Source organism: Streptomyces sp. NBC_01428 (assembly GCF_036231965.1).
Taxonomy (GTDB): Bacteria; Actinomycetota; Actinomycetes; order Streptomycetales; family Streptomycetaceae; genus Streptomyces.
Genome location: NZ_CP109499.1, coordinates 2312859 through 2337696, shown reverse-complemented (window position 1 = coordinate 2337696; position 24838 = coordinate 2312859). Strand labels below are relative to the sequence as shown.

Here is a 24838-nt window from a genome sequence, read left to right as displayed (position 1 = left end):
AGGGGCGGCCCATCCCGGGAGGATGGGCCGCCCCGGCGCGTTGTTCCCAGGAGCGGACCCTTCCGGCATCCTCGGCTCATGCGGATGACCGTCCCCACCCCCCTCGGCGACATCGCCGTACGCTGCCTCGCGGAGCCCGTCGGCCCCACCGGGCCCGGGCGGGACCCCGACCGGGCCGAGGCGCCCGCGCTGCTCCTGCTGCACGCCAACCCGGGCGACGGGCGCGACTTCGACGCCGTGCTGCCCGCCCTGGCCGACCGGCACCGCACCTATGTCGTCGACTGGCCCGGCTACGGCGGCTCGACCGCGCGCGACCCCGAACGGGTCACTCCCGAAGGGCTGGTGGCCGTCGCGGAACGGGTGATCGACGTGCTGGCCGCCCGGCACGGGGTGCGCCGGATCGCCGTCCTCGGCAACAGCGTCGGCGGCTACGTCGCCTGCCGGCTCGCCCAGGGTCCGCGCGCCGCGGCGGTCACCGCGCTCGTCCTGGTGGACCCCGCGGGCTTCACCCGGCACACCGCGCTCACCCGCTGGTTCTGCCGCGAGGTGATGGGCCGTCCCGTCCGCGCCCGCCGCCTGGTGGTCCCCCTGGCCCGCGCCTACCTCGGCCGCCTCGGCTCGCCGAGCGCGCGGGAGACGTACGCCCGCGCCCGCCAACTCCCTTACGAGGAGCGGAGACTGGCCGTGCACTGCGCGATCTGGCGCGCTCTCGCCGACCCCGACTTCGGGCTCGCCGACCCGGCCGGTCTCGACCTGCCGATCCTGCTGCTGTGGGGGAGCCGCGACCCGGTCGTCCCCGCACTCCTCGACGGCCGCCGCGCCCGGCGCGCGCTTCCCGCACGGGTGTCGAGCGTGCTGCTGCCGACCGGCCACGAACCGTACAACGAACGCCCGGGGCTCTTCCTGCGGCACGTCCTGCCCTTCCTGGACGATCCGGGAGCCGTCGCCCCGAGCCGCGTCAGAAGCCCCAGCCGTCCCCGCGGCAGGTGAGAACCCCGCCGGGGAGTGATGGGCGCCGAAGCCGGCGCGGTCCCGCACGCGACAGCGCGACGGTCGAAGGCCCTCGGGCCTCGCCGCCGCGCTGTCGTTCCCGTGCTTCCCCCGTACCCCCGTGCGGGACCCGCCGCCCCCGTGCCGGCGGGCCCCGTGTGCCGAGAATGGGCCCCATCCGGCGGGAGTTGAAGCCCCCGGGGCGGTGTTCAGAGCTTGATTTGAGGGTTCCGTAGGCCCGCTACGCCCGCTGGTGTACGTCCGGGGCCCGTTTGCCGCCCGTCTCGACCGGGTGCTTCCGGCAGCGCCCCGCCGCGCCGGGCACCCCCGCGTGCCGCCGGACTCACCGCCCGGGGACTCCGTCCTCCGGGTACTCGGAGAGCCCGGGCCAGTCGTCGGGACCGCCGCCCACCCACTCGATGATGTCGGTCTTCTCGACCTCGATCGCGTCGAGGTCGACGTCCGCCTGGCGCAGGATCTCGACCACGTCGTCCAGGTGGTACGCGATGCCGAGCAACCGGTCGCCCGCGGTGACCCGCCGCGATCCGTCCAGGCCGGGCGGGTGCACCACCGTCCGGGGAAAGTCCATGCCGTCAGCCTCCATGCTCCCAGGCTGCTGCGCCCGGCCGTATTCCGCACCCGGAGGTCCTGCCGCGAACCCGGTCCGCCGGGCTCTCGACGCGGACGGCCGGGTGCCGGGTACGGGACCGTCCGTACCCGGCACCCGGCCGGTGAGCCGTGAGGCTGTTCGCGCTGTGAGGTTGTTGCCGTCCGACGGCGCGAGGCTGGGCGCGACAGGACGTTCGCGCCGCCGGACGGGGCGTGTGGGGCCCGTACGGGCCGGTGGAACGTGTGTGGCTGGGACCGCGGCGGATGCGACGGAACCGTGACGCCTCTTCCCTCAGGTCGAGAAGGGGGTCGCGGAACCTTCACCACCGCACTGGCTCGTATGCCGCCGCGGTCCTCGCCTCGCCCGCGGAGGGTCCTGCGGCCACCCCTCATCCGGGCCGCATGGTTTCCGCGGGCTACGCGCGCCGCCCTGACCTCCCGTCAGAGGCGGCACGCGAGCCGGGGATCAGTCCTCGCGCAGGGCGCGGACCGCCTCCTCCACGCGCTTGCCGTACTCCGGGTCGGCGGCGTGGAAGTGGGCGAGATTCTTCTCGATGACGTCGTCCAGGGAGACCTGGGAGAGACCGCCGGCGATGTTCGCCACGAGCCGTGAGCGCTCGTCCTCGGACATCAGCCGGTAGAGCTCGCCCGCCTGGAAGAAGTGGTCGTCCTTGGTGTGCAGCGGGGCCTCGTGCGTGCCGGTGTGGCCGTTCACGGCGAGCGGAGCGGCCAGCGGGCGGCCGGTCTCGACGGGGCCGTCGTAGGAGTTCGGCTCGTAGTTCTTCGCGGCGCGGCCCTGGGCGTTGGACGCCATGAGACCGTCACGGCCGTAGTTGTGCGCGGTCGTGGCCTTCGGCGCGTTCACGGCGAGCTGCGTGTGGTTGACGCCCAGGCGGTAGCGGTGCGCGTCCGCGTAGGCGAACAGCCGGCCCTGGAGCATCTTGTCGGGGGAGGGGCCGATGCCCGGAACGAAGTTGTTCGGGGAGAACGCGGCCTGCTCGACCTCGGCGAAGACGTTGTCGGGGTTGCGGTCCAGGACCAGCCGGCCCACGCGCTGGAGCGGGTAGTCCTGGTGCGGCCACACCTTGGTGACGTCGAACGGGTTGAAGCGGTAGTCCGCCGCCTCGGCGGCCCGCATGAGCTGCACGTACAGCGTCCAGGACGGGTTCACGCCGCGCTCGATGGCCTGGAGCAGGTCCGTCTGGTGGGAGTTCGGGTCCTTGCCCGCGAGCTCCTGGCCCTGCTCGCCGGAGAGGCTGCGGACACCCTGGTTCGTCTTGAAGTGGTACTTGACGAAGAAGGCCTCGCCCTCGGCGTTCGTCCACTGGTAGGTGTGCGAGCCGTAGCCGTTCATGTGGCGGTACGAGGCCGGGATGCCGCGGTCGCCCATCAGCCAGGTCACCTGGTGCGTGGCCTCGGGGGCGTGCGCCCAGAAGTCCCAGACGTTGTCCGGCTCCTGCTTGCCCGTGAACGGGTCGCGCTTCTGGGAGTGGATGAAGTCGGGGAACTTGATGGGGTCCTTGATGAAGAAGACCGGGGTGTTGTTGCCGACGAGGTCGTAGTTGCCCTCCTCGGTGTAGAACTTCAGCGCGAAGCCGCGGGGGTCGCGGACCGCGTCGGCGCCGCCGAGGTTGTCGGCGACGGTCGAGAAGCGGAGGAAGACCTCGGTGCGCTTGCCCACCGTGTCCAGGAAGTCGGCGTGCGTGAAGCCGGTGACGTCGTCGGTGACCTCGAAGTAGCCGTACGCGCCGGAGCCGCGGGCGTGCACCACACGCTCCGGGATGCGCTCACGGTTGAAGCGGGCGAGCTTCTCCAGGAGGTGCTGGTCCTGGAGGAGGATCGGGCCACCGACGCCGGCGGTGGCGGAGTTCTGGTTGTCGGCGACTGGGGCGCCGGACTCGGTCGTGAGCACGCGCTTCGACATCGTGGACCTTCCGTACGTGTGGGCAGCGGGGTCAGCGGAAACGTTCTTCCGCTATGTGGACCACTTCCGCTTCGTGGAGCCTAGGTTCGGGGCGAACGAGACGTCAACAGTTTGTTGAAAAGGATCCGGGCCGCGGTGGCGCCTGGGCGCGACAGGACAGGTGTCAGCGCCACCGCGGCCCGGAGGTTCGGGAGCCCGGACGGAACCGGGCCGGCTCGTCGCCTCGTTCAGATCTGGGCGCCGGAGAGGCGCTCGACCGCGCGCAGCAGCGCGGAGTGGTCCAGGCCGCCGTCGCCCTGCGCGCGCAGGCTGGCGACGAGCTGGGCGACCACGGCGCCGACGGGCAGCGCGGCACCGACGTTGCGGGCGGCGTCCGTGACGATGCCCATGTCCTTGTGGTGCAGGTCGATCCGGAAGCCCGGCTTGAAGTCGCGGTTCAGGAAGTTGTCCTTCTTGCGCGCCAGCACGGTGGAGCCCGCGAGGCCGCCGCCGAGGACGTCGAGCGCGGCCTTCAGGTCGACGCCGGACTTCTCCAGGAAGACCACGGCTTCGGCGCACGCCTGGATGTTCACGGCGACGATCAGCTGGTTGGCGGCCTTCACGGTCTGGCCCGAGCCGTGCGGACCGCACAGCACGATGGTCTTGCCGAGCGCCTCGAAGATGGGCTCCGCCGTGTCGAAGTCACCCTGCTCGCCGCCGACCATGATGGACAGCACGGCCTCGATCGCACCGGCCTCGCCGCCGGAGACCGGGGCGTCCAGGACGCGGATCCCCTTGTCCTTCGCCGCCTTCGCGAGGTCCACCGAGGTCTGCGGGGTGATCGAGGACATGTCGATCAGCAGCGCGCCGGACCTCACGTTCTCCAGGATGCCGTCGGGGCCGTACGCGATGGCCTCGACCTGCGGGGAGGCGGGCACCATCGTGATCACGACGTCGGCGTCCCGGACCGCCTCGGCGATCGAACCGGCGGCGCTGCCGCCCGCGGCGGACAGGCGCTCCAGCTTGTCCTTCTCCAGGGTGAAGCCGGTGACGTCGTACCCGGCCTTGATCAGGTTCTCCGCCATGGGCGAGCCCATGATGCCGAGACCGATCCACGCGACCTTGGGCAGATTCGTGTTGCTCATGAGGGTGCCTCTCTGAAATCTCTGCTACGTCTTCGGGGTGCCGCTCAGCGGGCGGCTCGGGCGGCGGCGGGCAGCCAGTCGAAGGCCTCCGCGCTCGGCCGGTCGCCCGGCTTGTACTCCAGGCCGACGAAGCCCTCGTAGCCGGCCTTGGCCAGCTGGTCGAGGAGCTCCTCCAGCGGGAGCGTGCCGGTGCCCGGGGCGCCGCGGCCGGGGTTGTCGGCGATCTGCACGTGACCGGTCCGGTCGGCGTACGCGGCGATCACCTGCTGGAGGTCCTCGCCGTTCATGGACAGGTGGTAGAGGTCCATGAGGAACTTGGCGTTGCCGAGTCCCGTCGCCTCGTTGACCTTGTCGACGATCGCGATGCCGGCCGGGGCGCTCACCAGTGGGTAGCGCGGGGACTCGGGCCGGTTGAGCGTCTCGATCAGGAGGATCGCTCCGACGCGGTCCGCGGCGCGGGCCGCGAGGACCAGGTTCTCCAGGGCGAGCGCGTCCTGCTCGGCCGGGTCCACGCCCTCGACCCGGTTGCCGTACAGCGCGTTGAGCGCCGTGCAGCCGAGCGAGCGGGCGAAGTCGGCGGCCACGTCGATGTTGGCGCGGAAGCGCTCCGACTCCGCGCCGGGGAGCGACAGGGCGCCCCGGTCCGGACCCGGGAGCTGCCCGGCGTAGAAGTTCAGGCCCGTGAGCCGGACGCCCGCGTCCTCGATCGCCTTCTTCAGGGCGTCGAGCTCGGACTGCTCGGGGGTGGGGGAGTCGACCCAGGGCCACCACAGCTCGACCGCGGTGAAGCCCGCCGCGGCGGCGGCCGCGGGGCGCTCCAGGAGCGGGAGTTCCGTGAAGAGGATCGACAGGTTGACGTTGAAGCGCTGGTCTGCGAATCCCATGGGGGTCGGCGCTCCCTTCCGTACTGGCGGCCGTGCTGTCGGCCGGGCCGGCTGTTTCGCAGCGACTCCGTGTTCGCGGAGTCCGGAGATTCCGTATTGCGGAAGTTCGTTTCTGCTTAATGGAAGATTGCCGTCGTGTGTCGGAGCTTGTCAAGGGGGTGCCACCGGAAAGCCGCCCTCGTGCGGAGGGGACTGCCGGGGTGGCGGCGCCGCGCAGTAGGTTGAGCCCGTGCGATTGAGAGTGGAGTTCACGACCGAGCCCTTCGATCTCGACGAGGCGCCCCGGCACGCGCTGGTCGCCCGCGAGGTCATCGAGGCGGCCGACCTGGAGGCCGTGGATGTCGGCCCGTTCGGCAACACCGCGGAAGGCGGCGCGGACTCCGTGCTGACCGCGGTCGACGCGCTGCTGCGCAGAACCCTGGAGGCGGGCGCCACCCGGGTCTCCCTCCAGGTCAACGTCGTGGGTGCCGTCGGGGAGGGCGATAAGTGACCGGTATCGGGGACGACCCCTTCGTCACGGCGGTCAAGCCGCTGGTCGACGCGATGGGGGGCGAGATGCTGCCGCCCGAGCAGGCCGGCGCCGACGACGTGGTGCTGTCCTGGGAGGGCGCCGACGTCGTCGCCGTGCGCCTGCCCCAGCTCGCCGACTCGCTGGACCACATCCTCGCCGCCCTGGAGCGCAAGCAGGGCAAGCCGCTCGCGGACCTCGACCGCAGGGCCAAGCAGGAGGTCGTCCGCATCCTGGAGGCGCGCGGCGCCTTCTCCGTGCGGCACGGCGTGGAGACCGTGGCCGGTGCGCTCGGCGTCAGCCGCTTCACCGTCTACAACTACCTGAACCGTGAGAAGGGCGCCTGACCAGCGACAACGCCCTGGGTGACGGCGGGCTCCGGCCCGCCGTCGGCCGCCGCCGCCCGGACCGTCCGGGCGGCGTTTTTTGTTACCCGAAGTTTTCAACAAAGTGTTGACGTGGTGTTTCCGAGAGCGTTAGCTATCCGCAGCCCGTCCAGCACAAGGCCACGGAGGCTTCCCGTGACGTCGAGTACGACACCTGGCGGCCTCGCCCGGTTCAACGCACTGGCGGAGCACGCGGCCCTCGCCGCGCTCCACGAGGCATGCGCCTCCCGGGCGTGGGCCGAGCGGCTCCTCGCCGCCCGCCCGTACGCCACCGCCGACGACCTGTACACCGCGAGCGACGCCGCCATGGCCGAGCTGACCGACGCGGACCTGGCCGAGGCGATGGCCGGGCATCCGCCCATCGGGCGGCCGAAGCCCGGCGACCCCACCTCCTCCCGGGAGCAGCGCGGCATGGCCGGCGCCTCCGAGGAACTCAAGGAGGAGATGCTCGAACTGAACCTGGCCTACCAGGAGAAGTTCGGCCACGTCTTCCTCATCTGCGCCACCGGCCGGACCGGCGAGCAGATGCGCGACGCGGTCAAGGAGCGGATCGGCAACTCCTCCGAGCAGGAGCGCGAGATCGTCCGCGTCGAACTGGGGAAGATCAACCGCATCCGGCTCGGCAATCTCGTACAGGAAGAAGAGGCATGAGCACCGACACCACCGCCTCCGTGTCCACCCACATCCTGGACACCAGCGTCGGCCGCCCCGCCGGGGGCGTCGCCGTCCAACTCGCGGCCCGCGCCGGGCGCGAGGCCGACTGGCGGGCGCTCGGCGGTTCCGCGACCGACGCGGACGGCCGGTGCAAGGACCTTCCGGCCCTGCCGGAGGGCACGACCCACGTGCGGCTCGACTTCGCGGTCGAGGCGTACTTCGAGTCGGAATCAGCGACACAGCAAGCCGATGCGCAGCAGGACGCCCCCGCGAATCGGGACAGCGAGACGTTTTTCCCCGAGGTGGCCATCACCTTCGCCGTCAGGCCGGGCGAGCACTACCACGTACCGCTGCTGCTCAACCCGTTCGGCTACTCCGTTTACCGAGGGAGCTAGCAGACATGCCCACGATTCTGGGACAGAACCAGTACGGCAAGGCCGAGAACCGCGTCGTCAAGATCACCCGCGACGGCGACACGCACCACATCAAGGACCTGAACGTGTCCGTCGCGCTCAGCGGCGACATGTCCGAGGTCCACCTCTCGGGCTCCAACGCGAACGTCCTGCCGACGGACACCACCAAGAACACGGTGTACGCCTTCGCCAAGGAGCACGGCATCGAGTCCGCCGAGCAGTTCGGCATCCACCTGGCCCGGCACTTCGTCACCAGCCAGGAGCCGATCAAGCAGGCGCGCATCCGCATCGAGGAGTACTCCTGGGAGCGGATCGCGACCTCGGACGCCAACTCCCGCTTCATCGGCGCCGACGAGGTCAAGCACTCCTTCGTCCGCAAGGGCCAGGAGACCCGGGTCACCCAGATCACCTTCGACGGTGAGAACTGGGAGGTCATCTCGGGCCTGAAGGACCTCGTCGTGATGAACTCGACCAACTCCGAGTTCTGGGGCTACGTCAAGGACAAGTACACGACGCTCCAGGAGGCCTACGACCGCATCCTGGCCACCCAGGTCTCCAGCCGCTGGCGCTTCAACTGGACCGGCGACGACCAGAAGATGCCCAACTGGGAGAAGTCCTACGACCAGGTCAGGAAGCACATGCTCCAGGCCTTCGCGGAGACCTACTCGCTCTCGCTCCAGCAGACCCTGTACCAGATGGGCTCGCGGATCATCAACAACCGCAGCGAGATCGACGAGGTCCGCTTCTCCCTGCCGAACAAGCACCACTTCCTGGTGGACCTGAAGCCGTTCGGCCTCGAGAACGACAACGAGGTCTACTTCGCGGCCGACCGTCCGTACGGGCTGATCGAGGCCACCATCCTGCGCGACGGCTGCGAGCCGCACATCCCGGTGGACCTCACCAACCTGTAGTACTGCACGGGCGGTCCGCACGGACCGCCCCCGCGGTACTGCCGCTGTACCCCCGACGCGTGCGCCGGCGTCAAGGGTCTGTCGTTCGGGTCAGGTGGCGCCGAGGTGCGGCGCCTTGTCGGACGGTCGAGCGGGGCAGGGTGCGTGCAGCTGCAAGGCGGAGGAGGGCGACGACGCGGAGCGTCGGCAACCGACGACAACGCCGCAGATGTGCGTGACCTGCCCCGCGACCCGCCACATGATCCGAACGACAGGCCCTGGTCCCAGGGGAGAGCGGGGGCATCTGCGCAACAACAGCACCACGGACCCGGTCGTCACCCCGCTCGGCCCCCGGGTCCGTCCACCAATGGGAAGAACGAGGAACCGTCGTGGCAGTCCAGCGCATCGTCATCGAGAACTGCGCCATCGCGACCGTGGACGCGGGTGACACCGAGTACGCCTCGGGTCACATCGTCGTCGCCGACAACAGGATCGAGTCGGTGGGTGCCGGAAAGGCCCCCGAGAACCTGGAGAACGTGGTCCGCCGCATCGACGGCACCGGGCACCTGGCCACCCCCGGCCTGGTCAACACCCACCACCACTTCTACCAGTGGATCACCCGCGGCCTCGCCACGGACCACAACCTCTTCAACTGGCTCGTCGCGCTGTACCCGACCTGGGCGCGCATCGACGAGCAGATGGCCTACTCGGCCGCGCAGGGCTCCCTCGCCATGATGGCCCGCGGCGGAGTCACCACGGCCATGGACCACCACTACGTCTTCCCGAAGGGCTCCGGCGACCTGTCCGGCGCCATCATCCGGGCCGCCCGCGAGACCGGCGTCCGCTTCACCCTCGCCCGCGGCTCCATGGACCGCAGCGAGAAGGACGGCGGACTGCCGCCGGACTTCGCCGTCGAGACCCTCGACGGCGCGCTCGCCGCCACCGAGGCGACCGTCGACGAGCACCACGACGCCTCCTTCGACGCCATGACCCAGGTCGCCGTCGCGCCCTGCTCGCCCTTCTCCGTCTCCACCGAACTCATGAAGCAGGGCGCCGAGCTGGCCCGCCGCAAGGGCGTACGGCTCCACACGCACGGCTCGGAGACCGTCGAGGAGGAGCAGTTCTGCAAGGAACTGTTCGGGATGGGCCCGACCGACTACTTCGAGTCGACCGGCTGGCTCGGCGAGGACGTGTGGATGGCGCACTGCGTCCACATGAACGACTCCGACATCGCCGCCTTCGCCCGTACGAAGACGGGCGTCGCCCACTGCCCGTCCTCCAACGCCCGGCTCGCCGCCGGCATCGCCCGGGTCCCCGACATGCTCGCCGCCGGCGTCCCGGTCGGCCTCGGCGTCGACGGCACCGCCTCGAACGAGTCCGGCGAACTCCACACCGAGCTGCGCAACGCGCTCCTCATCAACCGTCTCGGCGCCCACCGCGAGGCCGCCCTGAACGCCCGTCAGGCGCTGCGTCTCGGCACCTTCGGCGGCGCCCAGGTCCTCGGCCGCGCGAGCCAGATCGGCTCCCTGGAGGCGGGCAAGCTCGCCGACCTCGTGCTGTGGAACCTGGACACCCTGGCGCACGCGTCGATCGCCGACCCGGTGACGGCGCTCGTCTTCGGCGCGGCAGCGCCGGTCTCCCTCTCGCTCGTCAACGGAAAGCCGGTCGTCGAGGACAGCCGGCTCCTCAACGTCGACGAGGACGCCATCGCCCGCTCCACGCGGGCGGAGGCGCAGCGCCTCGCGCGGATCGCCGCGCAGGCCTGACAACCGAAGATCTCCGGCTGAGGGGGACGGCCCTCGGCCGGTAGCCGTGGACCCGAGCGGGGTCCATGGCGGCCGTATCCGGGGCGTGCATGGACGTGCGCGCCCCGGAACGGTCTCCGCCGCGTGGACACCGCGTCCCCGCGACGGTCATCGTCCCGGTCCCGCACGACCGCGCATCACCTCCCTGACACCCACGTCGACGGCGACGTGTACCCGACCGGAGGAGCCGCCGTGGCCGCCCAGCCCGAGCCCAGCACCGATGCACGACCAACTGGAGCAACTGGAGCACCTGGCCAGTCGAAGCACCCGGTTGACGAGAAACTGCCCGCCCTGAAGATGGCGACGAGCGGCCTGCAGCACGTGGCCGCCATGTACGCCGGAGTCGTCGCGCCGCCCCTGATCGTGGGCGCCGCCGTCGGTCTCTCCGCCACCGAACTCACCTTCCTCACCGGCGCCTGCCTGTTCACCGCGGGCCTCGCCACGTTCCTCCAGACGCTCGGCTTCTGGAAGATCGGAGCCCGGCTGCCCTTCGTCAACGGCGTCACGTTCGCCGGCGTCGCCCCGATGACCGCGGTCGTCGCCGCCGCCAAGGACAAGAGCGACGCCCTGCCGATCATCTACGGCGCGGTCATCGTCGCCGGTGTCCTCGGCTTTCTGGCCGCCCCCTTCTTCAGCAAGGCCGTCCGCTTCTTCCCGCCCGTCGTCACCGGCAGCGTCATCACGCTCATCGGCGTCTCCCTGCTGCCGGTCGCCTTCGGCTGGGCGCAGGGCCCCGACCCCGCCGCGCACGACTACGGTTCGCAGACGTACCTCGGCCTCGCGGCGGTGACCCTCGTCATCGTCCTGCTGCTGCGCCGCTTCACCCGCGGGTTCGTCAAACAGATCGCGGTCCTGCTCGGCCTGATCGTGGGCACGCTCGTCGCGATCCCGTTCGGCGTCACGGACTTCGGCCCGGTGGCCGACGCGGACGTCGTCGGCTTCCCGACGCCGTTCCACTTCGGCGCCCCGCAGTTCCACCTCGCCGCGATCCTCTCCCTGTGCGTGGTCATGGTCGTCTCGATGACCGAGTCGACGGCGGACATGCTGGCGCTCGGCGAGATAGTCGAGCGGCCGGCCGACGAGAAGACCATCGCGGCCGGACTGCGCGCCGACACCCTCGGCTCCGCCCTGAGCCCGCTCTTCAACGGCTTCATGTGCAGCGCCTTCGCGCAGAACATCGGCCTGGTGGCGATGACCCGGATCCGCAGCAGGTACGTCGTCGCCACCGGAGGCGGCTTCCTGGTGCTCATGGGGCTGTGTCCGATGGCGGCGTCCCTGATAGCCGTGGTGCCGCGCCCGGTGCTCGGCGGCGCGGGGGTCGTCCTCTTCGGCTCGGTCGCGGCCAGCGGCATCCAGACCCTGGTCAGGGCCGGCCTGGAGAAGGACAACAACGTGCTGATCGTGGCCGTCTCCCTCGCGGTCGGCATCATCCCGATCACCGCGCCGGGTTTCTACCACGCGTTCCCGGAGACGGCGCGGATCGTCCTCGACTCCGGCATCTCGACCGGCTGCGTCGCGGCCGTGGTCCTCAACCTCGTCTTCAACCACCTCGGCAGGGGCCGCGAGGACGCCGGCGAGGTCACCCATCCCATGGAGGCGGGGGAGGACCTCAATCCGGTACCCGCCCACTGACCGGAGAAGGCGGCACACGGAGGGCGCGGCACACGAAAGGTGCCGCGCCCTCCGCCGCGCTCGTGCGGATCAGCCGATGTGGTAGCTGTCGCCGTAGACCTTCCAGTCCAGCGGCGTGTTCAGGTTCAGGTTCTTGTTGCGGACGAAGACCCGCTGCTCGGTGTCGACGCGGCTGGTGTCGGAGTGGGCCTCCTCCTGCTTCATGGCCCACACCCGCGCGTCGAGGAAGGCGTTCAGCCACGTCACCTCGTCGCCGCCCTGGGCCGGGGGCTTGGCCTTCGCCAGCGCGCGCTTGCGGATGCTGCCGAAGCTCGTGCTGTCGCCGCCGTCGCCGTGCATGACGATGGCGTCGTAGTAGGTGAACTGGCCGAGCACGCCGATGCCGTCGGTCTTGCCCTGCTTCACGGCGGGGTTGAAGTAGACCCGGTCGCGCTCGTCGTTCTGGGCCTGCTGGAACGCGGTGTCCTGAGCGGCCTTGCGCCAGTCGGCGGGGAAGCCGGGGTCCAGTCCCTCGTGGGAGTCGCTGCCGTCGACCTCACGCAGCGCGGGCAGGTACTTGGCCAGTACGTTGCCGGGCTTGCGCTGGGTGTACAGCTCGACGAGGTCGAGCATGTCGTGGGTCCCGGAGCAGAAGCCGATGATGCCGGCGGTGTAGCCGCGGCCGTCGCCGATGTCCTCGATGTACTTGTACTGCGCCTTCCAGTCCAGCGAGGAGTTCTCCGCGCTGGAGACCAGCTTCATGGCGATCTCCTTCTTCGCCGGGTCGTCCAGTCCGACGGGCGCGGCCGTCGCGCTCTGGGTGGTGAGGAGGGGGACGGCCACGAGCGACGCGCCGAGCAGGCCGAGCAGGGCGCGACGCGAGGTGCCTATGTGGGGGGTGTTCACGGTGCCTCCGGTAGGGGAGTGATGGTGCCGCGTATTGTTAGGAAGGTTTCCTACCAGAGATTCGGAAGGGCGTACACCCGTTCGGCGAGGGCTAGTTGAATGCCTCGCGCACCTCATGCGTCCCGGATTCCGCTTCCGCGGCGGGAGTTGAGGATCCCGGGCGTGGACGCAGCAGCACGGCGGCCGAGGTCAGGGCGGTGGCGGCGATCACGGCGGCGGCGGTGAAGGCCAGCCGGTAGCCGTCCGCCGTCGCCGTCACGACGTGCTCGCCCGCGCCCGTGAGTTCCTCGGTGCGGCTCGCCGCCAGGGTCGTCAGGACGGCGAGTCCGAGCGAACCACCCACCACCTGCGTGGTGTTGAAGAGGCCCGAGGCGAGCCCCGCGTCCTCCGGGCGGGCGCCCGACATCGCGAGTCCGGTCACCGCGGGCATCGCGGCCGCGAATCCGGCGGAGAGCAGGAGGAGGGCGGGCAGGACGTCGACGGCGTAGGACCCGTCGACCGGCGCCCGGCCGAGCAGGGCGAGCCCCGCCGTGATCAGGGTGAGTCCGGCGAGCAGCACCCGGTACGGGCCGAAGCGGGCGACCGTGCGCGCCGACAGGGTCAGCATCAGCACGCCGATGGCGACCGGCGCCGGAAGGAACGCCGTTCCCGTCAGCAACTCGCTGTAACCGAGCACCCGTTGGAGATACAGCGCGCCGATGTACTGGAAGCCGTACATACCGGCGATCATCAGGACCTGCACGGCGTTGGCGCTCGTCAGGGTCCGGGAGCGGAACAGCCGCAGACGCAGCAGGGGTCGGGCGGCCCGGGCCTGGCGGACGGTGAAACCCGCGAAGAGGGCGAGTGCGAGGGCGCCGAGGGCGAGCGTGCCGCCGAGGGGCCGGTCGCCCGCGCCCACGATCGTGTACACCGTCAGCATCAGTGCGCCCGTGACGAGGGCGGCGCCGGGGTGGTCGGCGCCCCGCCCGACGCCGGCTCCCCGGTCCGGTCGGTCCGGCGCGAGGATCCGCAGCGCGGCGCCCCAGGCCAGGACGCCGATCGGCAGGTTGATCAGGAAGATCCAGTGCCAGCCGAGCGCCTGCGTCAGGGCGCCGCCGAGGAACGTGCCGAGCGCGCCGCCCGCCGCGCCGACCGCGCTGAACACCGCGATGGCGCGGCCCTGTTCGCGGTCTCCGGCGAAGAGCGACACGAGCATGCCGAGGACGACCGCCGAGGTCATCGCCCCGCCGACGCCCTGCAGGGCGCGGGCGGCGACCAGCACGGCGGGGCCGGTCGCGACCCCGCACAGGACGGACGCCGCGGTGAACACGGCCAGCCCCGCGGTGAACATCCGCTTGCGGCCCACCAGGTCGCCGAGCCGCCCGGCGAGCAGCAGCAGTCCGCCGAACGGGATCAGGTAGGCGTTCACCACCCAGGCCAGTCCGGCGGCCGAGAAGCCCAGGTCCTCCTGGATCGCGGGCAGGGCGACGGTGACGACGTTCCCGTCCAGGACGGTCATCAGCGTTCCCGCGCAGAGCACCACGAGCGAGGCCCGGCGCGAGTACGTTCGTGGTGTCGGGGGGTTTGCGGGCCCGGTCCGGGACGACATGACGACCTCCGTGTTCTCCACGGACGGTGACCGGCCCGTGGACGTTCTCCCTTGGTGCACGACTTGTAACGGGGTACATCGTGAGTGACCATGGGAGACGGCATAAGGAGGCACCCGGATGTCCCAGGGGAACACCGGTGTTACGTCGCAGGCCGTGCTCGCGCAGGCGTGCCCGGTCCGCGAGGTTCTTGACAGGGTCGCCGGAAAATGGAGCGTGCTGATCATCGTGGCCGCCGCGCACGGCCCGATCCGCTTCACCGCACTGGAGCGCAGCATCGAGGGGATCAGCCGGCGCATGCTGACCCTCACCCTGCGTCACCTGGAGCGCGACGGGCTCGTCACCCGCACCGTCCACCCGACGGTGCCACCGAAGGTGGAGTACGAACTCACCCCGGTGGCCCGCGAGTTGCACGCGACGCTGCTCTCCCTGACCGACTGGGCCGAGCGGCACCGCGTGACCATCGCCGAGTCCCGCGCGGCCTACGACGCCGAGCACCGGCCGGAGCTGCTGGACACGTAGGGCCTGCCGTCCGGCCTACAGGCCGAGCGGGCCCGGGTCGGTGGCGAGGGCCTTGAAGGCGTCGCGCGGGCCGGAGACCAGCCGGCGCTCCGTGAGGTCCATCAGACCGCCGACGGCCGTGATCTCCGCCGCGACCGTGCCGTCCGTCCTGCGGATGGTCTGCTGGATGCGGAAGGTCTTGCCCTCACCCCACAGGAAGACGCACGTCACCTCGACCTCGTCGCCGGCCCGCAGCTCCCGCCGGTAGCGGATGGTGGTCTCCAGGGCGACCGGGCCGACCCCTCGGGCCGCCAGGACCGCCTGACTGATGCCGGACGCCTGGAGCACCGACCAGCGGGCGTGTTCGGCGTACTGCAGGTACACGGCCTGGTTGAGATGGCCCTGCACATCGGTCTCGTACCCGCGCACGGTCACGGGCACGGAAAACGGCTCTGCATCGAGGTTCCCTTCGACGACGGTGATGCGACGGTGCCGGCGGCCGCTCCGCCGGCCCGGCCGCGCGGGCCGCGGCGGTTCGTGCCGCGAGCCGCGCACGGTGGAGCGGGCCGCGCCTCAGGAAACCGCCAACTCCCTTGTACCTCACACCTGTCCGGGCATGTGACACCGCCCCGCGAGGGCGGTGCGTGTCAGGCCCTGCGGGGCGAGGCCAGGAGGTAGCGGGCGCCGGTGCGCGGCTCGGTGTGTTCGCCCGTCTGCCAGCCTGCCCCGTCCAGGGTGGCGGCACAGGCGCGCAGCGCGGCCGGGTCCGGTTCGTGGACGGAGACCGCCTCGGGCTGGGGGGTCGCCCGTACCCGGTACCCGCCGCCCTCCGCAGCGGCCGGACGATGGCCCGCCGCCTCCAGGGCGAGCGCCGCGGCCTGCACCAGATGGGTGCGCTCCCAGGCGCACGGACGGTCGGTGGCGCCGTCCGTGCGGGTCATGCGGCGCAGCTCCAGCAGGCCCTGCCAGGCGCTGTGCACCTCCCGCAGCCGGGCCGGCCCCGACACGGCGCCCTCCTCGCCGCCGATCCGCGCGGAGAAGCCCCCTGAGGCCGCTGCGGCCGCCGCGCCGGACGGCTCCGCGACCGCATCCGGTGCGGCGGGCGGCGGAACGGGGTCCTGCGGTGCCTCCCGCACGCGGTGCCCCGCCGGGGTCAGGAAGTGGTCGCGCGGCGGACGCGGATGGCGGAAGGCGAGCCCCCGCTTCACCAGCGCGGCGAGCTGTGTGTCCGTTCCTCTCAGCCGCCCGGTCACGGGATCGGCGGCCTCGATCAGGCGCAGCTGCGCGGCGGTCGGCGGTCGTGTCACGGCGCGCTCCCTCCACCCGGTGGTGCCACGGCGCTCCGCCTCCGCCGCAGGTCACTGCTGCTCGGGCAGCTCCCCTGCGGGGGTGAGCGGACCATGGGAACAGTACGCGTCGGGTCTGACATTCCACCCGGCCACCACATGCCGCCGGTGCTCGGTGCTCAGCCGGCTCATCGTCCCGGTGCCGAGCTGGAACAGCGCGCCGGACTGGGCGGTCAGCCCGAGCCGCCGTGCGGTCAGCACCCGCAGGAAGTGACCGTGCGAGACGACGACCACGCTGCCCTCCGACTCGGCGAGCGACGCGTCGATCCTGGCCAGCATCCGCTCGGCGCGGGCCCCGACCTCCTCGGGGCTCTCCCCGGGATGCTCCGGCGGCCCGGCCGCCACACCGTCCGTGAACAGGAACCAGTCGGGCCGCTCGCGGTGGATCTCGACGGTGGTGATCCCCTCGTACCCGCCGTAGTCCCACTCGGAGAGGTCCGCGTCCACGCGGGCACCGCCGATCCCGGCCAGCTGGGCCGTCTCGCGGGCCCGCCGCATCGGGCTGACGAACGCCGCCGCGATGTGGTGCCGGGCGATCAGCGGGGCGAGCCGCCGCGCCTGCTCCCGGCCGTTGTCGGTCAGCGGGACATCCGTCGACCCCGTGTGCCGTCCGGACAACGACCACTCGGTCTCGCCGTGCCGTACGAGGAGCAGGTCACCCATCGCCGCACCCTTTCCGTCCCTGCGTCAGATGCTGTCCCCCGTACGGTGACACCGACCGGGCGGGAACGCAGCACCGGCTCCTCCGGTCGGCCCTACCGGGGCCGCCGGGCCGGTCTCTACTGCCGGTACCCGCCGAGGAAGCGTCCGATCCTGCTGATCGCCGCGTCCAGGTCGTCGGCGTGCGGGAGGGTGAGGATGCGGAAGTGGTCGGGGCGCGGCCAGTTGAAGCCGGTGCCCTGGACGACCTGGATCTTCTCGCGCAGCAGCAGGTCGAGGACGAACTTCTCGTCGTCGTGGATGGGGTGCACCGCCGGGTCGATGCGCGGGAACGCGTAGAGGGCGCCCTTGGGCTTGACGCACGAGACGCCCGGGATCTCGTTGAGCTTCTCCCACGCGCGGTCGCGCTGCTCGCGCAGCCGTCCGCCGGGCCCGGTCAGCTCGTGGATCGACTGCCGGCCGCCGAGCGCGGCCTGGATGGCGTACTGCGCCGGGGCGTTGGCGCACAGCCGCATGGAGGCCAGCATCGTCAGCCCCTCCAGATAGCTGCGGGCGTGCTGCTTGGGACCGGTGACGACCAGCCAGCCGGACCGGAAACCGGCGACGCGGTAGGTCTTCGACAGCCCGCAGAAGGTGAGGACGACCAGGTCGGGGGCGAGGGCGGCGGCCGAGTGGTGCACCTCGCCGTCGTACAGGATCTGGTCGTAGATCTCGTCCGCGAACACCATCAGGCCGTGCCGGCGGGCCAGGTCGAGGATGCCCTCGACGATCTCCTTCGGATACACCGCGCCCGTCGGGTTGTTGGGGTTGATGATGACGACCGCGCGGGTCCGGTCGGTGATCTTCGACGCCATGTCGTCCAGGTCCGGGTACCAGTCGGCCTGCTCGTCGCAGAGGTAGTGCACCGCCTTGCCGCCGGCGAGGGTGGTGACGGCCGTCCAGAGGGGGAAGTCCGGTGCGGGGATGAGGACCTCGTCGCCGTCCTCGACGAGGGCCTGCACGGCCATGGAGACCAGCTCGGACACGCCGTTGCCGAGGAAGACGTCGTCCACGTCGACGGCCAGCCCCCGGTCCTGGTAGCGCTGGGCGACCGCGCGGCGGGCGGACAGGACCCCGCGGGAGTCGGTGTAGCCGTGCGCCTGGGGCAGCATCCGGATCATGTCCTGGAGGATCTCCTCCGGCGCCTCGAAGCCGAAGAGTGCCGGGTTGCCGGTGTTCAGGCGGAGCACGCTGTGGCCCGCCGCCTCCAGCGCGTCGGCCTGCTCGATGACCGGACCGCGGATCTCGTAACAGACCTCGCTGAGCTTGCTCGACTGCCGGAACTCCATGCGCTGTGCCCTCCGGTTGTGGTGTTGCTTGGTTTTACCAAGTGGGAGCTTGGAAAGTCCAACAAGATAGCTAGACTGCGTCGCATGTCACCGCGCCGAAGCTACGACCAGTACTGTTCCGCCGCCCGTGCCCTCGACGCCGTCGGGGACCGGTGGACCCTCCTGATCGTCCGCGAACTGCTCGGCGGCCCGCGCCGCTACACCGACCTGCACGCCGATCTGCCCGGCGTCAGCACCGACGTCCTGGCCTCCCGGCTGAAGGACATGGAACGCGACGGCCTGACCACCCGTCGCCGTCTGCCGCCGCCCGGCGCGGCCTACGTCTACGAACTCACCGGGCGCGGCCAGGAGTTGCTGCCGGTCCTCCAGGCCCTCGGGGAGTGGGGCGCGCCCGCGCTCGACGGGCGGCGGCCCACCGACGCCGTACGGGCGCACTGGTTCGCGCTGCCGCTGCTGCGAGGCCTTCGGTCGCTGGGCGTGGGAGAGGGGCTGCTCGAAGTCCGCCTGGACGAGGGGCGGTTCCATGTGCGCCTCGGTGACGAGGCGGCGCCGCCCTACGGCGACGGCGGGGCACCCGGCGAGCCGGACGCCCGGCTGACCCTGGACACACCGGCCTGCGAGGCGGTGAGCCGCGGCGAGGCCACGCTGGCGGACCTGTTGCGGGAGGGCCGGGTCGAGGTGGCGGGCGACGGACCCCTGGCCAAGGAACTGCGTTCCGTGTGAACGCCGTTGGCCCGCTCCGGGGCTGGTCCCGGGCCGGGCGCCGGGGGCGGGTGCGGTGACAAAGAGGCCCGCCGCATCCCCGGGACGGGGCTGCGGCGGGCCGTGGGCGGGGTGTCCGGGTCAGGCGCCCGGCGGCACCCGGCGCGGGCGGCCGTTCCCGCGCGTCAGCGCGTAGCCGCCGATCCCCGCGAGGGCCGCGAGAACACCACCGATCCCGGTCCACACCCAGCGGTCGGACCACCAGCCGGACGTCCAGCCGTCGTCGGGTTCGAGCGAGGACAGCGCGGCCGAGGCCGAACCGGACTCCTCGTCGGAGTCCGCCTTCTCGGACGTCGTCGCGACGCCCGGGACGAGCGGCTCGGCGAGTGAACCGTCCACCGCGGCCGAACCGCCGATGTCCTTGGAGTCCACCCGCACCTCGGCGCCCACCGGCTGCCCGAGGTCGCCCGCGCCGAGCCCGACGGCGGTCAGCCGGATGTAGTACGTGCCCGGCAGCGGGTCGTCGGCCCACGGCTCCGACCACGCGCGGACGGTGCGCAGCGTGCACGCCAGCTCGACCGACGCCGCGTCCGCCGCGGCCGTCCGGGTCTGTGCCCCGTACTGACAGGCCTGGCGTCGCCGCAGACCGTCGTACACGTCGATCTGCCAGGTCTGCGAGGCGGAGGGCCTGGAGGCCTCGGGCAGTTTCACCGTCGCCTTCACGGTCGGACGCTGCCCGGCGTCGGCGGGGAACGACCAGTACAGGTAGTCACCCGTGGAGCCGTTCGCGGTGGCGTCGACACCCTGCTCGACCTCGGTCGCCGTACGGAACGACGTACCGGCCTGGGTGGGCGCGCTGTCACCGCCGTCGTCGCCGGACGGGCTCGCCGACGGCGAGGCGTCCGCGGCGGCGGGGGAGGCGGTGGCACCGAGCAGGGCGGGCGCCGCGGCGACCCCCAGCAACAGTGCGGCTGTGCTCAACACACGTCGGACACGCATCAGTTGGTCCTCCAGACCGCGAACCGCCAGCGTGAGATCCAGCCCCACAGGACACCGGCGAGGAAGCCGGCGATCACCAGGGCGCCGAGCAGCCACCAGCCGCGTCCGAGGCCGAACGAGGCCACGTCCGCGGCCTGGTCGGGACCGTCGACGACGTCGACGGTCAGTTCCAGCGGCAGACCGGGCGTGGTCTTCACGCCCGCCGCCGCGGAGAAGGAGTTGGAGACCTGGAGGCACACGACCTCGGCGGGCGCGTCCTCGTCGTCGCTCTCGGCCTTCGGGTAGCGCAGACCGGTCGACACCACGTCGGTGCGGCCGTGTCCGGCCGCCTCGCCGCGCACGATCTCCCGGCCGTGCTGGGTGACCGCCCGCAGCAGCACCCCGTGGTCCGGGTTCACCTGCCGGTCGGCGGCGATGCTCACCGAGGCACGCAGCTCCTTGCCGGGATCGAGCTCCACGCGGTACCAGCGCTGCTGCGTGAACTCCTCGCGGTCGGTGTACAGACCCGACTCGACGACCGGCGCGCCGGTGCACGCGGAGGCGCCCTCGACGGCCACCGGCTTCACCACCGGATCGGCGGCCCGGTCGACCAACTGATTGACCCGGTCGCTGAGTTGTTCCTTGTGCTCGACCGAGGTGTAGGTGCCCCCGGTCGCCTCGGCGATGCAGCTCAGCTGCTTGCGCATCTTGACGTTCGGGACCAGGCCGAGGGTGTCGATGGTGAGGTCGATGCCCTTGGCGGCGATCTCGCGGGCCACCTCGCACGGGTCGAGGGGCTGGCAGGTGTCCTCTCCGTCGCTGATCAGCACGATCCGCCGGGTGCCCTCACCGCCCTGAAGGTCGTCGGCCGCCTTCAGGAGGGCGGGGCCTATCGGGGTCCAGCCGGTCGGACTGAGGGTCGCGACGGCGGTCTTGGCCTCGGTGCGGTCCAGTGTCCCCACCGGGTAGAGCTGGGCCGTGTCCTTGCAGCCCGTCTTGCGGTCGTCCCCGGGGTAGTTGGCCCCGAGCGTGCGGATGCCGAGCTGCACCTCCTCCGGCGTCGCGTCGAGCACCTCGTTGAACGCCTGCTTGGCCGCGGACATCCGCGACTCGCCGTCGATGTCCCGGGCGCGCATCGAACCGCTGACGTCCAGCAGCAGTTCGACCTTGGGGGCGGTCGCCGTGGTTTCGTCGGCGACCGCTCCGGCCGGGAACGCGATCCCCGCGGTCAGGGCGGCGAGCAGGGCGCAGACGCCCGCCGCCAGCCGTTGTCTTGTGATCATCGGCGGATCCTATTGATCAAAGGTGCCGCGCTTCAAAACGAGATGCGCCGCGTCTCACAACGGCAAGGGTCCGCCGAGCGGTTGAGGGAGCAGAGTCCACTGGTCACCGGGGGTGCCGGGGGAGAGCCGCATCAAGGTGAGCGCCTTGGTGGGAAGTGGCTCACTCAGCAGCGCGGGCAGGTCCGCCGTGCGCGGAAGGTCCGGCGCGACCGTCTCCAGCGCGTCGCGGAGCGCGGCCGTGGAACCCGCCGTCGCGCCGAGCGCGCCGCCCACGAGGGAGCCGAAGAGCTTGCGGCGCAGGGCGGTCTCGTCGTCCGTGACGATGCGGCCGGACAGGCCGGGAACGGGGACGCCGTGGCGCGCCAGCCGGGCCGGACTGACCCGGATGTCGGCCAGGTCGCGGTAGACGAGCCGTACGGGGGCGCCCGCGCTGTCCAGCACCACCAGCAGGTTCTGGCCGTGTGCCTCCAGGGCCACGCCCAGCTCCAGCAGCCGCAGCCCCACTCCGAGGACGAGCCGGGTGAACTCGGCCAGCCACGCGGGCTTTTCGGGCAGCCGGGTCAGCGGCAGCGCGGCCACCGGCACGCAGCTCTCGCCGTCGCCCGCGTACGCGTCGGGGGACTCCCGCGCCACCGCCGCGAGATCCGCGACACCCGCCGAGGCCGCGCCGAGCGTGCGGGTGACGTGCAGCGGCGCGTCCAGCCGGGCCGTCAGCCCCTCCATGAACGCCGAGACGGTGTCCGCCGTCCGGACCGAGTACACCGAGATGTCCCGCACCGACGAGGTGAGCCGGGCACTCAGGGCCGTCTTCACATGCGTTCCGTCCGGCACGGCGAGCGTGCGCAGGGACATCAACGGGTGCGCGGGGAAACCCTCCTGGACCTCGGCGTCCAGCACGTGCGCGGTCTGCCAGGGATGCACGGGGACCAGCACCCGCTCGCCGTCCCGCAGCCACTTGGGCCACTCGCCCGTCACGAGGGCGTCGTCGACCGCCACCAGGCCCAGGTCCACCGACGGCCGGTGCTCCGGCGCGTAGGCGAACTGCTCGGCCACCGAGAACCCCGGCCGGGAGCGGCAGTTGGGGTGGTAGGGATGTCCGTCCACGATCCGCTGCTCCCACTCCCAGCTCGCCGCGGACGCCTCCGGGACACCGGGCACCCGGTCGGCCCGCGACAGGGCCAAGGAGGCGACGCTGTTGCCGAGTTCGGCCGAGAAGGAGGCCCCGTGCGGGACACCGAGGGCGTCCACGAGCCGCTCCGGGCGCTCGAAGGGCTCTCTGTCCAGCCACACTTCGGTGACGTACCCGTCCGTCGCGTACGGGTCCGGGCGCGGCCCGTGCAGGCGGCGGCCGTCCCGCAGCCGCAGCGTCAGGCCGCCGCCGCTGTCACGGTCGCCGGTGCTGTCGGCGGACCGCTCGGCGATCCACGGCAGCGGCTCGTAGGCCAGCGCGCGCCACAGCCGGGTCAGCACGGCCGCCCGGGCGCCGGGCAGCGCGGCCGTGTACGGCGCCGACAGGTCGGGGCGCACACCGCTCAGTTCGTCGGCGAACACGGCCTCGGTGTCGGTCGTGGAGGGACGGGGCACGGGCTGGCTCCTTGGGTACGGGACTGCGTCGCGGTCGTCCGCCGTGGCAGACATACTGATCACCAGTGCACCGTATGGATCGAACGGACCGGATGGATCGCGTGGACTTCAAGCCGACCGTGTTCCCCGCACTCACCAGGGGCGACACGGACGAGGCCGCCGACGCGTACGCCGCCGCGCCGTTGCTCAATTGTCTCCTTCGCGAAGTCGCGGAACCCACACCGGAACCGGGCGTTCACCGCCTGCCCGGCGGCGGCGCGCTGCTGCGGGTACGAGGCACCCGACGTCCCGTCGAACCCGAGGTGCACGCCGACGGCGCCTGGCGCCCGCTCGGTCACCCGGAGCTGGTCCGGCTCACCGCCGACGAACTGTTCCGCGCCACCGGAGTCGCCAACACCGAACTGCCCGCCGAGATGACCGGCAGCCGGGACGTCGTCGCCGCGCTCCTGCGGGCCCGCGCGCGGACGACGCCGCCGAGGGATCCGTACCGCCGTTCCGAGCAGTCCCTGATCCTCGGCCACCCGCACCACCCCGCGCCCAAGATCCGCGGCGGCGGCCCCGCGGCCGACTGGCTGCCGTACGCCCCCGAGGCGTACGCCTCCTTCCCCGTGGACCTCCTCGCGGTGCGCGAGGACGCCGTCGTCGAGGACGGCGACACGACCGCCCTCGACGCGTTCGGCGAGGCCCCGCCCGGTTACCGGCTGCTGCCCGCCCACCCCTGGCAGCTCGCCCTCACCCGGTCCTCCCCGGCGATCCGCGAGGCCTTCGCCGACGGCCGGCTCCTGCGCCTCGGACGCACCGGCCGCCTCCTGTGGCCGACGGCGGCCATCCGTACGCTCTACGCCCCCGACGAGGACCTGTTCGTCAAGTTCAGCCTGGACGTGCGGATCACCAACGACATCCGCCGGCTGTGGCGGCACGACCTGCTGAAGCTGCGCGCCACGGACGCGGCGACCGCCGCCGCCTTCGCCTCCCTCGGCGGCCCCGCCGCCTGGCTGAGCGACCGCGGCTACCGCACCGCCGCCTTCGCCTTCGAGGAACTCGCCGTCCTGGTCCGCGACGGATTCGCCGGCCACCTCCTCCCCGGGGCCACCCCGCTGCTCGCCGCCGCCCTCGTGGAGGGGTTCGAGGGCAGCCCGCTCGACCGCCTCACCGACCCCGCCGACTGGTGGGCGGCCTACCTCCGTCAGGTGGTGCCCCCGGTCCTGGAGGCGTTCGCCCGGCACGGCGTCGTCGTCGAGGCCCACCTGCAGAACACGGTCGTGGCCGTCGACGCCCAGGGCCTGCCCGTCCAGGCCCTGTTCCGGGACGCGGAAGGCGTGAAACTGCTGCCCGGAGTGACCCGCGAGGCCGGCTGGGAACGCCTCGTGTACTGCCTGGTCGTCAACCACCTCGCCGAACTGGCCGCGCTGCTCGCCGAGCGGTTCCCCGGCGCGGACCCCTGGCCCGCCGTACGGGCGGAACTCCTGCGCCACGCCACGGACGGGGACCTCCCCGAGATCGCCGCCCTGCTCACCTCACCCACCCTGCCCGGCAAGACCAACCTGCTGCTCCGCTGGACGGACGCGGACGGCGCGGACGCCCGCTACGTGCCGCTGCCGAACCCGCTGGCCACGTCGTGATCCGAGGCTCCGTGGGCTCTCGGCGCCGGCCGGGAAGAAGGGACCGAAGGCCATGACGGGCGACGACGTGCTGGAGATCCTGGACGTCCTCCGAGCCGCCGGAACGGATGTCTGGATCGGCGGCGGATGGGGTATCGACGCACTCCTGGGGAGACAGACCCGGCCCCACCGGGACCTGGACCTCATGCACCGCGAGGAGCAGGAGCCGGCGGTCGTCGCCGCCCTCGCCGGAGCGGGTTTCGCCGAGTCGCTCGACCAGCGGCCGGTGCGCTTCGTCGTCGCCGACGCGACGGGACGCGAGATCGATCTGCACCCTCTGGTCTTCGCATCCGACGGAAGCGCCACCCAGGCCTCCCCGGAACCGGGGCACCCGTTCCGCTGTCCGGCGTCCTGCTTCGTCACCGGCACCGTTCGAGACAGCACCGTTCCGTGTCTCTCCGCCGAACAGCAGGTCTCCTTCCACCAGGGGTACGAGCCGTCGGACCGGGACCGCCACGACATGGCCCGGCTCCGCGAGGCGTTCGGCATCGCCACGCACTTCTGA

The 24838-nt window shown here is 72.0% G+C and carries 25 protein-coding genes; 12 read left to right on the top strand and 13 right to left on the bottom strand.

The annotated features are described in order from the left end of the window. The first annotated feature begins 78 nt into the window (after positions 1–78). Positions 79–990, top strand: a complete 912-nt coding sequence (locus OG406_RS10130) for an alpha/beta fold hydrolase (protein WP_329185370.1) — start codon at positions 79–81, stop codon at positions 988–990. Positions 991–1333: 343 nt separating this feature from the next. On the opposite strand, the gene OG406_RS10125 is transcribed toward OG406_RS10130, so the two are convergent. The 4 genes from OG406_RS10125 to OG406_RS10110 all read right to left on the bottom strand — a co-directional run bounded on the left by OG406_RS10125 (position 1334) and on the right by OG406_RS10110 (position 5531). Then, entirely contained in the window at positions 1334–1579 is a 246-nt protein-coding gene (locus OG406_RS10125; protein WP_081220078.1) for a hypothetical protein, read from the bottom strand. A 486-nt stretch (positions 1580–2065) separates the two neighbouring features. Then, complete coding sequence (locus tag OG406_RS10120; protein WP_329185367.1) at positions 2066–3523, bottom strand: catalase; 1458 nt, start codon at positions 3521–3523, stop codon at positions 2066–2068. Between the two features lie 227 nt (positions 3524–3750). Further along, positions 3751–4647, bottom strand: coding sequence for a 2-hydroxy-3-oxopropionate reductase (locus tag OG406_RS10115; RefSeq protein WP_164370299.1), 897 nt, complete (start codon positions 4645–4647; stop codon positions 3751–3753). Between the two features lie 44 nt (positions 4648–4691). Further along, positions 4692–5531: a TIM barrel protein gene (locus OG406_RS10110; RefSeq protein WP_329185365.1), complete on the bottom strand. Its 840-nt coding sequence runs from the start codon at positions 5529–5531 to the stop codon at positions 4692–4694. 229 nt (positions 5532–5760) lie between these two features. Between OG406_RS10110 and OG406_RS10105 the strand changes: the two genes are divergently transcribed. From OG406_RS10105 to OG406_RS10075, 7 genes are all read left to right on the top strand, one after another. After that, positions 5761–6021 carry a hypothetical protein gene (locus OG406_RS10105; RefSeq protein WP_081220082.1) on the top strand — a complete coding sequence of 87 codons (261 nt, stop codon included), beginning with the start codon at positions 5761–5763 and terminating at the stop codon, positions 6019–6021. Beyond that, positions 6018–6386, top strand: coding sequence for a helix-turn-helix domain-containing protein (locus OG406_RS10100; RefSeq protein ID WP_164370301.1), 369 nt, complete (start codon positions 6018–6020; stop codon positions 6384–6386). The genes OG406_RS10105 and OG406_RS10100 overlap by 4 nt, the downstream gene beginning before the upstream one ends. Before the next feature lie 174 nt (positions 6387–6560). Further along, positions 6561–7076 (top strand): 2-oxo-4-hydroxy-4-carboxy-5-ureidoimidazoline decarboxylase, encoded by a 516-nt coding sequence (uraD, locus tag OG406_RS10095; RefSeq protein WP_267048855.1) that lies wholly within the window; start codon positions 6561–6563, stop codon positions 7074–7076. After that, positions 7073–7474 carry a hydroxyisourate hydrolase gene (uraH, locus tag OG406_RS10090; protein ID WP_081220085.1) on the top strand — a complete coding sequence of 134 codons (402 nt, stop codon included), beginning with the start codon at positions 7073–7075 and terminating at the stop codon, positions 7472–7474. Before uraD ends, uraH begins: the two co-directional genes overlap by 4 nt. A 5-nt stretch (positions 7475–7479) precedes the next feature. After that, positions 7480–8403, top strand: a complete 924-nt coding sequence (pucL, locus tag OG406_RS10085; RefSeq protein WP_081220086.1) for a factor-independent urate hydroxylase — start codon at positions 7480–7482, stop codon at positions 8401–8403. Between the two features lie 368 nt (positions 8404–8771). Continuing rightward, positions 8772–10148, top strand: coding sequence for an 8-oxoguanine deaminase (locus OG406_RS10080; RefSeq protein WP_164370303.1), 1377 nt, complete (start codon positions 8772–8774; stop codon positions 10146–10148). A gap of 336 nt (positions 10149–10484) precedes the next feature. Further along, complete coding sequence (locus OG406_RS10075) at positions 10485–11819, top strand: nucleobase:cation symporter-2 family protein (protein ID WP_385391025.1); 1335 nt, start codon at positions 10485–10487, stop codon at positions 11817–11819. A 69-nt stretch (positions 11820–11888) separates the two neighbouring features. Here OG406_RS10075 and OG406_RS10070 read toward each other — a convergent pair whose 3' ends face one another. After that, positions 11889–12704 (bottom strand): chitosanase, encoded by an 816-nt coding sequence (locus tag OG406_RS10070; protein WP_266617343.1) that lies wholly within the window; start codon positions 12702–12704, stop codon positions 11889–11891. Between the two features lie 91 nt (positions 12705–12795). Then, a complete protein-coding gene (locus OG406_RS10065; RefSeq protein WP_329185363.1) occupies positions 12796–14202 on the bottom strand; it encodes an MFS transporter in 1407 nt (468 codons plus the stop codon). A 208-nt stretch (positions 14203–14410) separates the two neighbouring features. Between OG406_RS10065 and OG406_RS10060 the strand changes: the two genes are divergently transcribed. Next, on the top strand, positions 14411–14812 hold the full coding sequence (locus OG406_RS10060; protein WP_164370307.1) for a winged helix-turn-helix transcriptional regulator: 402 nt from the start codon (positions 14411–14413) through the stop codon (positions 14810–14812). Between the two features lie 15 nt (positions 14813–14827). Here OG406_RS10060 and OG406_RS10055 read toward each other — a convergent pair whose 3' ends face one another. The 4 genes from OG406_RS10055 to OG406_RS10040 all read right to left on the bottom strand — a co-directional run bounded on the left by OG406_RS10055 (position 14828) and on the right by OG406_RS10040 (position 18125). Beyond that, positions 14828–15226 (bottom strand): acyl-CoA thioesterase, encoded by a 399-nt coding sequence (locus OG406_RS10055; protein WP_329185360.1) that lies wholly within the window; start codon positions 15224–15226, stop codon positions 14828–14830. Positions 15227–15438: 212 nt separating this feature from the next. Continuing rightward, positions 15439–16098, bottom strand: coding sequence for a hypothetical protein (locus OG406_RS10050; RefSeq protein ID WP_329185358.1), 660 nt, complete (start codon positions 16096–16098; stop codon positions 15439–15441). 51 nt (positions 16099–16149) lie between these two features. After that, the gene (locus OG406_RS10045; RefSeq protein ID WP_329185357.1) at positions 16150–16800 is read right to left on the bottom strand and encodes a histidine phosphatase family protein; all 651 of its coding nucleotides are present in this window, start codon (positions 16798–16800) and stop codon (positions 16150–16152) included. Between the two features lie 116 nt (positions 16801–16916). Beyond that, the gene (locus OG406_RS10040; protein ID WP_164370311.1) at positions 16917–18125 is read right to left on the bottom strand and encodes a pyridoxal phosphate-dependent aminotransferase; all 1209 of its coding nucleotides are present in this window, start codon (positions 18123–18125) and stop codon (positions 16917–16919) included. Positions 18126–18209: 84 nt separating this feature from the next. On the opposite strand from OG406_RS10040, the gene OG406_RS10035 reads away from it, so the two are divergent. After that, complete coding sequence (locus OG406_RS10035) at positions 18210–18848, top strand: winged helix-turn-helix transcriptional regulator (protein WP_329185354.1); 639 nt, start codon at positions 18210–18212, stop codon at positions 18846–18848. 120 nt (positions 18849–18968) lie between these two features. On the opposite strand, the gene OG406_RS10030 is transcribed toward OG406_RS10035, so the two are convergent. From OG406_RS10030 to OG406_RS10020, 3 genes are read right to left on the bottom strand one after another with little or no spacing between them, the layout of a single operon-like run. Beyond that, a complete protein-coding gene (locus OG406_RS10030) occupies positions 18969–19826 on the bottom strand; it encodes a hypothetical protein (protein WP_266617348.1) in 858 nt (285 codons plus the stop codon). Then, positions 19826–21088, bottom strand: coding sequence for a VWA domain-containing protein (locus OG406_RS10025; RefSeq protein WP_329185352.1), 1263 nt, complete (start codon positions 21086–21088; stop codon positions 19826–19828). The genes OG406_RS10030 and OG406_RS10025 overlap by 1 nt, the downstream gene beginning before the upstream one ends. Positions 21089–21142: 54 nt before the next feature. Further along, entirely contained in the window at positions 21143–22672 is a 1530-nt protein-coding gene (locus tag OG406_RS10020; protein ID WP_329185351.1) for an IucA/IucC family protein, read from the bottom strand. A 92-nt stretch (positions 22673–22764) separates the two neighbouring features. Here OG406_RS10020 and OG406_RS10015 point away from each other — a divergent pair, with 92 nt between their 5' ends. After that, complete coding sequence (locus OG406_RS10015) at positions 22765–24294, top strand: IucA/IucC family protein (RefSeq protein WP_329185350.1); 1530 nt, start codon at positions 22765–22767, stop codon at positions 24292–24294. Between the two features lie 52 nt (positions 24295–24346). Continuing rightward, positions 24347–24838 carry a nucleotidyltransferase domain-containing protein gene (locus OG406_RS10010; protein ID WP_164370316.1) on the top strand — a complete coding sequence of 164 codons (492 nt, stop codon included), beginning with the start codon at positions 24347–24349 and terminating at the stop codon, positions 24836–24838.